We start from the raw sequence: 8,014 nt of genomic DNA, 5'->3' as shown, positions 1-8,014 counted from the left end.
TTTATTGTCCCAACGCTCAAGGGGGATCTCTTTAACACCGCTTAGTCCTTGTTCAAGCAGTGTCTGGAAAGCAGCAACATCAGGGGTCCCAGGCAGAGAACAACTCATGCTGATAATCGCAATCGCATCATCAGCACCTTCTGCTGATGACTTCAGCGTTTGCGTTTGAATAAGATTCTTTTTCAACTCCGATTCAACGTATTCGGCAAGTTTACTGATTGATGGATAATCAAAGCCAATAGTCGCAGTTACGTTAAGAAAGGGCTTTAGTTGTTCCTTTAACCGAGTCGCCAATTCAGTGACCATTAACGAATCAAAACCCAGCTCAAAAAATCCTTCGTGCTCTTCCAGTTCTTCTGTCTCGGGTAGCTCAAGGATTTTTTTACAGAGTGTAGAAACCATACTCTTGCAGAAGATACTTTTTCGATTATCGTTCATCTTCACGTATTCATTAAGCCAAGGTGATATGTTTTCATTACCCTTGGGCTCAACTCCATTCAGATCGTTTGCCAGATCTTGATAAAATAAAGGCCGTGGTTTTGGCACAAAATCTAACATAAACTTGAGGTATTCGGGTGATATAATGGTGACATGAGTTAGTGGGCTATCGATTATACGATTAATCAAAGCACGACCTTGATCATTATCAATAAATGCCCTTTTTAAACTTGGATCGCGTGCTCGTTTTTCTGCCATACCAACCTCAGCCCAAGGTCCCCATTGAATTGCGGTACCCACCAGCTTCAAACGTTGACGCGCTGTAATTAAGGCATCTAAAAAACTATTAGTAGCACTATAGACTGACTCTTTGTTGCTGCCAAATACCGAAGACACAGAAGAGTAGACGACAAAAAAATCCAGATCACAGTGTTGGCTTAGCTCATGCAAATACCAGCCGCCTCTTACCTTGGCAGAAAATAAAGAGTCAATATCTTCATCCTGGTGCTCAACCAACGGTGCATTTATTGAGGCACCGGCAGCATGAATAATACCCTTTAACAAACCATCCGCGTTACTCTCTGATAACAAACTACGAAGTTTTTCTTTATCGGTAATATCTAAACCCACCGTACGAATCATTTGCTTCGGATATTGAGATTGAATTTCTTTAATACGTGCATTTAATTCGGGCTTATCTACATGCCTTGAGATAAGAATTAACTCTTTGGCACCAACTGACAGCAAAGCTTGTGCAGTTACCAGACCTAAACCACCACACCCTCCTGTGATAAGGTAGCGTCCTTCGCCCCATAGTGATAGTTTTTTGTCCGGCAGTGTGACTCTCTTTAAACGTGAGACCCATCGTTGATCATTACGATACGCAACAATATGTTCGTAATTTTGGCCATAGTTATAATGAATTTCATTGATTACCTGCATCGAATAATGACCAGAATCGTATTTGTCCAAATCAATGAGAATCGTTTGATATTGAGGTAATTCTAAAGCTAAAGTCTTGCAAAATCCCAAGAGCATGCTGCTATCAAGATTCAAAATATCACCGGTAAGCTCTGGTATCGCGTTGGTCGTGAGAACTATGAGCTGCAGTTCAATTTCTTTATGTTGTAACTCTTTGACGAGGTTCAATAATTTTTTTAGTGTGTCTTTTTGTAAATCGATGCGGGCTTCAATATTCTTTGGAGGCATTGCATCAAAATCTGCTGCAAAAATAATCCCATCCAGTGTGTCTAATGCAGGGTTATCATCTTCCAGTACAATAGGTAATCCTTGCTCTATAAAACCAGGAGCTAATTGTTTGCCCCCCATTAAAAGCCAAGACTTACCTAATATTTTGCAATGTTCTTTCTCAAAGGGTTGGTTTTGCCATTCTACATGGAAGCCCCAATCTTGAGGTACCGGCGCATCAACTACGGTGTCTTTATTTTCTTTATCATGCCAATACGCTTTTCTATCAAAAAAATACAGTGGTAAATCAACTTGATTGTATGAGTCTCTGTTGCTATCAAACCTGATGTTGGCTCCTGAACGATAATGTGCATAAATCGTTTGTGCCTTATTTTCTATGATGTAGATGTCTTTTTTGGGGACTACTTTGTGCAGCTCATATGATTCAGATTCAATTTTTTCAATTAATTCTTCTTTATTTTTGGCCATGATGGCGCAACGAAACTTATAATGATCGCGACAATTGATTAAAGTGGAACACACATCATGCAGGCTTGTAGAGGATTCCTTTAAATAGCGCAGATGGCTTGCCAGCATCTGCTTCAATGAGTACTCGCTGCGTGCCGAAATAACAAAACACTGAAGTCTGTCGGAATCGGAAATGGATGAGGTTAATTCCAAATCAGGCTGCTCTTCAATAATTGCACTCACATTCGTACCTGTAAAACCAAAATTAGATATTTGCACATACCTTTTTTTATCAGGATTTTTCACAAAGGGTGTCGCCTTAACAGGGAGAAGTGCAGGGATACTGGCGGGGTCAATCGATGGGCTGGGTGTTGTGTAATGCAAATTAGCAGGAATGAGTTCATGGTTTAAGACGGCAATCGCTTTAATGAGTGATGCAATACCTGATGCGGAAATAGTATGTCCTAGATTACTTTTTAATGCACCGATAATTAACGGGCGGTCTTCAGAGTGATGCCCCTGATGTATGTGTTGAATCGCGTTAAATTCAACCGAATCACCCAAAATCGTGCCGGTTCCATGGGTTTCAATATAGTCAATATCAGTTGCTGTCACATGAGCCTGCTCCAATGCTGTCTGATGCATTGCAATTTGCGCCTCGATATTTGGTGCAGCCATACCCATCCCGCCGCCGCCATCTTGATTCATGACAATGCTTTTAATCACCGCAAGAATTTTATTTTTGTCTCTTAACGCATCACGAAGCCGTTTTACAACAACCACACCACACCCTTCACTACGCGCATAACCATCAGCTGTTGCATCAAAGCTACTACACTGGCCAAGAGCGGAGAGCATATTTGCTTTTGTTACACCTATAAAAATTTCAGGACAAAGACTCAGATGGACTCCGCCAACAATCGCCATATCACACTGCTGATTTCTTAATGCCATCGTAGCAAGATAAAGTGCCGACAGTGAGGACGAGCAGGCAGTATCTACCGTCATGCATGGGCCTTTTAAATTAAGAAAGTGACACAGTCGCCCTGGCGCAGCGCTGTCAGCTGAGCCAATATAGGTGTAGGCATTAAATGTAATGTGGTCTTTGTAATTCAACTGGCCGTAATCGTGCGTAGAAATACCGCAATATACCCCAGTATTGGTGTTTTTTAATGAATCGAGTGGGATGTTGGCATGATTCAAAGCACGGATGGAAACCTCTAAAAAAAGACGTTGCTGCGGATCCATTTGTTTTGCTTCAGTGGGTGTTATTTTAAAAAAAGCAGCATCGAATAATTGAGGATCAGTCAAAAACCCTCCCTTACGGCTGACTATTTTATTTTCTTTCTGTCGATCAGGATCATAATATTGATTAATATCCCAGCGATTTTCAGGCACTTCTTTAATTGAAGTTTGTTCTTTGAGCAACATTTCATAAAATGTATCGACATCTTCGACATCAGAATTAATCCCAGGAAATTGACAATTCATTCCAATAATAGCAATCGGTTCACCCAAGATGTCACTTATGCTATCTTGATGTCCTTTTTTTGTCTGCATCGTGTTACCTCATTAGATTATGCAAAATATCTGCGCTTTTCCTTTGTAACAAATAGCAAAGATACTTCTGTTGTCCATTTATAAACCCATTATAAGTAACTGAACCCTTCACCGCAGATATGTCGCGAACTGCTTGACGCCATATGGGGGAGTAAGTTGCATTAATGTGGGCTTTTCGCCTGTCCGACAAACGAGTTAACGAATCAAGTACTTGAGGAGTAATATCAGAACGATTAATAACGTATAAGCCAGAGGCACTGATACATTTGTCTAGCAACTCTACCTCTGAAGACGGACGTAGATCGGTAAATGCCATATAACCATTAGGTCGAAGTACGCGCCAGACTTCGCTAAGAAATTTTTCCATTGAAGGATAACAATGCGATGATTCTACATTGACAAGCACATCCACACTCTGGTCAGGGATAGGTAAGGCATCTGCACGTCCTTGAATCCAACGCGCATTGGCCGATTTGCAGTTGCGCTGACATATTTCAATTGCTTTCCCAGACAAATCAACACCAATATAAGAGCGAGGTTTTTTATACTGCAATAAGAAGTTACCACCGGCACCTTGACCGCATCCGACTTCAACAATATCTTTGTTATGTAAATCGATATCTCTGACAACGCGATGATAAAGTTGAATGAAATATCGATTCGGTTCATCCTCGGGATTTAACGATAAGCTGGTCTCATCATGATACCCATAGTTCAGAAAAACACTTTGTTTCGACTTGTTTTTCAAAGCAAATTTATTATAAAGCCACCGGATCAATGCTATGCGCAAAATGGGTGATAACTGCATCAAAAATCGATGTATTTTTCTAAGTTTGCTTTCTTTCATTTATTAAACTGCTCTTTTTGCATAGATCATGTATTGGTTCCAATCCAACTTTTCATAAAGAGGATTTCTATTGATCTGAATAAGATACCCCAGTTCTCGCAAATATGTCGCAAGATGCTCTACTCTATTATCTATATCATGCACTTCGATAGATAACTGTTGAATCATAGGAAATTGTGCGGGCTTAATGCTTTTTACAACTTCAAACTCCGCCCCCTCTACATCAATTTTCAAAAAATCGATCTGCTCTATCGGGTTTTTTTCGATAAACTGGCTAAGCGATGTAAGCGGACATAAGACTTTTGTTTCTGCTGTTCGTTTTTTAAAGTTCCGTTTAATCAAGTAGCGTCGCATAAAAGGTAAAAATTTCAATTGATAATATAATAATTTATCCCGGTATCGAGCAATTTTTAATAAATTATCATAATCTAACAGAGGATTGTAATTAGAAATCATTTTATCCAGAGGCTTATAGGTTACAGTTGAAAGATCGTCCCCAAAACAGGTAAACTCTACGGAACAATCTTCTGTAACATCACCAATTCCAATGTTATATGGGCGGCATTTTTCTCCGAATGGAGCTAAGTTCCTCTTTAGACATTCAAAAGAGATAGGAAAAGGTTCAAAACTATAAATCAATGCATCATTTTTGCATTGACGTAGGGCAAATAGTGAAAAAAGTCCAATATGTGCCCCTACGTCTATAATAATCGAGCCAGGATTTAAAGTGAGATAATCTGGCAAATAAGTTTTTTGATAAAAAATTTCATAGATCAACCCACGTGTTTCATGCTCACTGACAAAATGTAATTTACCAATTGTAAATTGTTTATTTAAAATTGTATTAGACATTCACGACTGTCCTATCAATAAAATCTATCTTATGAATCAGGCCAATAGTTCTTCTGGACAAGCTTCCATCTTACCGCCATCAATATGAGATTATTTTGCAAAAGGAGAGGCCTTTAAAACTTATCATAATTTAGCTTTTTTATAAGTATTATAGTCTAGGTCTTCTTGTTTAGACAGAAGCGTCATTCCTAGCTAAAATTTAAGTAACTACTTTAGAGGTACACAATGCAGACACAAAAAGGACATCAAGAGACCAAAGATAACATCTTGAATGAACCGATTGCGATTATCAGCATGAGCTGTTCTCTGCCTGGGGCCCCTGATGTTGCTGCTTTCCAGACACTGCTTGAACAAGGACTAAGCGGTGTTAAAGAGATCCCCCTTGAGCGTTGGGACAATAAAAAATATTACGATCCCAATCCGGATGCCCCCGGAAAATCTTACATCACGAAGCTGGGACTCATCGACAACATCAAATTGTTTGATGCGCAGTTTTTTGGAGTCAGCCCCCGCGAAGCGCCATTAATGGATCCCCAACAACGTCTCTTTTTGGAGCATTGTTATAATGCTTTGGAAAACGCAAACTACCCAGTTCACTCGTTGCGGGGGAGCTTAACGGGAGTCTTTGCCGGGGTTGGGGCGTCTCATGAATATTATTCACAACTGGAAAAGGCTGGGTTGTCGCAGGAAGAGATGGGGATGTTTGCAGTCACCGGCAAAGCGTTAAACATGATACCTGGGCGCGTCACCTATACCTTTGATTTCAAGGGGCCTGCAGTAAGCTTTGATACGGCGTGTTCTTCATCATTAGTCGCAATCCATTATGCCTGTCAAAGCTTAAAAACTCGGGAAATCGATTTTGCACTCGCAGGTGGGGTGAATGTGTTGTTGCGCCCCGAAAGCATTATCAATCTGTGCAAAGCCAAAGCCTTATCATTGACGAGTCAATGCAAAACCTTTGACGAAGGGGCTGATGGGTATGTGCGTGCTGAAGGGTGTGGGGTGTTATTCCTGAAACGCCTCGCAGATGCCTTACGCGATAACGATACGATTTTGGCGGTGATTAAAGCCTCGGCGGTCAGTAATGATGGAAAGACTGCCGGGTTAACCGTGCCTAATGGGAAAAGCCAGGAAGAGGTCATGCGCAAAGCGTTAAGCAGCCAGAATTCTCTAGCGGGCAGTGACATCAGCTACATCGAGACGCACGGAACAGGCACTCCCCTGGGCGACCCCATCGAGGTTCATGCCATCAATCAAGTTTATGGCGCGCAGCGCAGTCCAGATAATCCACTCTATCTTGGTGCCGTAAAAACGAATCTGGGGCATCTTGAAAGTGCGGCCGGTGTGGCCAGTATGATTAAGGTCATTTTGAGCTTGCAGAAAGGACGAATTTATAAAAACATCAATTTTCAACGGTTAAATCCCAAAATCAAACTGGATAAGACTCGTCTTGCATTAGAGACCATGGATTGGACTACCCAAGCCCCACTGAAATGCGCCGCCATCAATGCGTTTGGTTTTAGTGGTACCAACGCCCATGTCATTCTTCAGGAGTTTCCGGCACAGACTCCACAAAAAACCAGCCCCCCGGCGACCACGCAGGTGCTGGTGTTGTCCGCCAAAAGCCTGAGCGCCTTAGATAATCTGGCCAAACGTTACCAACAGTATTTAGCAACAACCTCTGATGCTTTTCACGACATCTGCTTTACTGCCGCCACCTGCCGGGAGCACTATTCTTATCGCCTCGCCGTAGCAGCCAAGAGTACTGCTGAAGCCAGTCAGTTGGTGCAGCAAGGTGCGTTTATTTCATTCCCTGAGGACACAAAGTCCATCGATACGTCCCCAGAGCTTACGGCACTCGTTAGTGAGTACCTACAAGGTCGAGACGTTGATTGGCAGTATTACTATGCCACCTTCCCTGGGACATTCACTAAAGTCTCCTTGCCCAACTACACGTTTGACCGCCGTGAATTTTGGCTGGAAAAAGAAGCGGACGTGCGCCCTTTCAGTGATGATGACTTTGCTTTTCAGCATTTTTATAACCGCACCTGGAATCTGCTGCATACCAACGTTCCCAGCACTGCAGAACTTCCGGACCTTTGGGTTGTGGCACACGATGAGGCGCGCGCGCAAAAAATATTAGGGGGGCTTAAGTATCAGATCATCAATGATGTCAGCCAATTTGAGGAGGTGGCGCATAAAAATATCGTATTCCTGTACGATGAGGCACACTTCACTGAATTCTTTCATTGGTGTCAACGGATGTTTCAACAGCAGCCTGCCCGTTTTATCTTCGTGACTGAAAACGCATATGCTCTCAACGACAAATACACCACTGACAGGGTCAATCCGTACCACACCATGGCCAGTTCGTTTTGGAAAAGCTTCAGAAACGAACTTGAATTCCCTAAAAATTACACCATTGACTTAGACTCACGCAGTACCTTAAGCGAGGTGTTGCGCTATCTCTTTTCTACCACAAGTGCAGAGACCCAATTTGCGGTGCGGGATGCCATTTATGTGCCCAGGCTTAAGAAAACACAGCTGCCATTCGCTCCGGAGCACCATGAAATATTATTCGACCGAGAAGCAAGCTACCTCATTACCGGTGGTACAGGCGGTTTGGCCCAGCCATTAATCCACTATCTCATACGTCGCGGC

The 8,014-nt window shown here is 42.2% G+C and carries 3 protein-coding genes and 1 pseudogene; 1 reads left to right on the top strand and 3 read right to left on the bottom strand.

Annotated features, from left to right (window positions below):
- The 3 genes from Lpar_RS18270 to Lpar_RS18260 all read right to left on the bottom strand — a co-directional run.
- The coding region (locus Lpar_RS18270; protein WP_156416221.1) for a type I polyketide synthase at positions 1-3,654 on the bottom strand (3,654 nt) is incomplete at its 3' end.
- 4 nt (positions 3,655-3,658) lie between these two features.
- Positions 3,659-4,501 (bottom strand): class I SAM-dependent methyltransferase, encoded by an 843-nt coding sequence (locus Lpar_RS18265; RefSeq protein WP_058519185.1) that lies wholly within the window; start codon positions 4,499-4,501, stop codon positions 3,659-3,661.
- 3 nt (positions 4,502-4,504) lie between these two features.
- On the bottom strand, positions 4,505-5,353 hold the full coding sequence (locus Lpar_RS18260) for an FkbM family methyltransferase (RefSeq protein ID WP_058519184.1): 849 nt from the start codon (positions 5,351-5,353) through the stop codon (positions 4,505-4,507).
- Between the two features lie 267 nt (positions 5,354-5,620).
- Here Lpar_RS18260 and Lpar_RS18255 point away from each other — a divergent pair.
- Positions 5,621-7,342, top strand: a pseudogene (locus tag Lpar_RS18255) (type I polyketide synthase); the annotation flags it as partial.
- Positions 7,343-8,014: the final 672 nt, after the last annotated feature.

This window comes from Legionella parisiensis (assembly GCF_001467945.1).
Classification (GTDB): domain Bacteria; phylum Pseudomonadota; class Gammaproteobacteria; order Legionellales; family Legionellaceae; genus Legionella; species Legionella parisiensis.
This window is presented reverse-complemented; position numbering and strand designations above follow the sequence as displayed.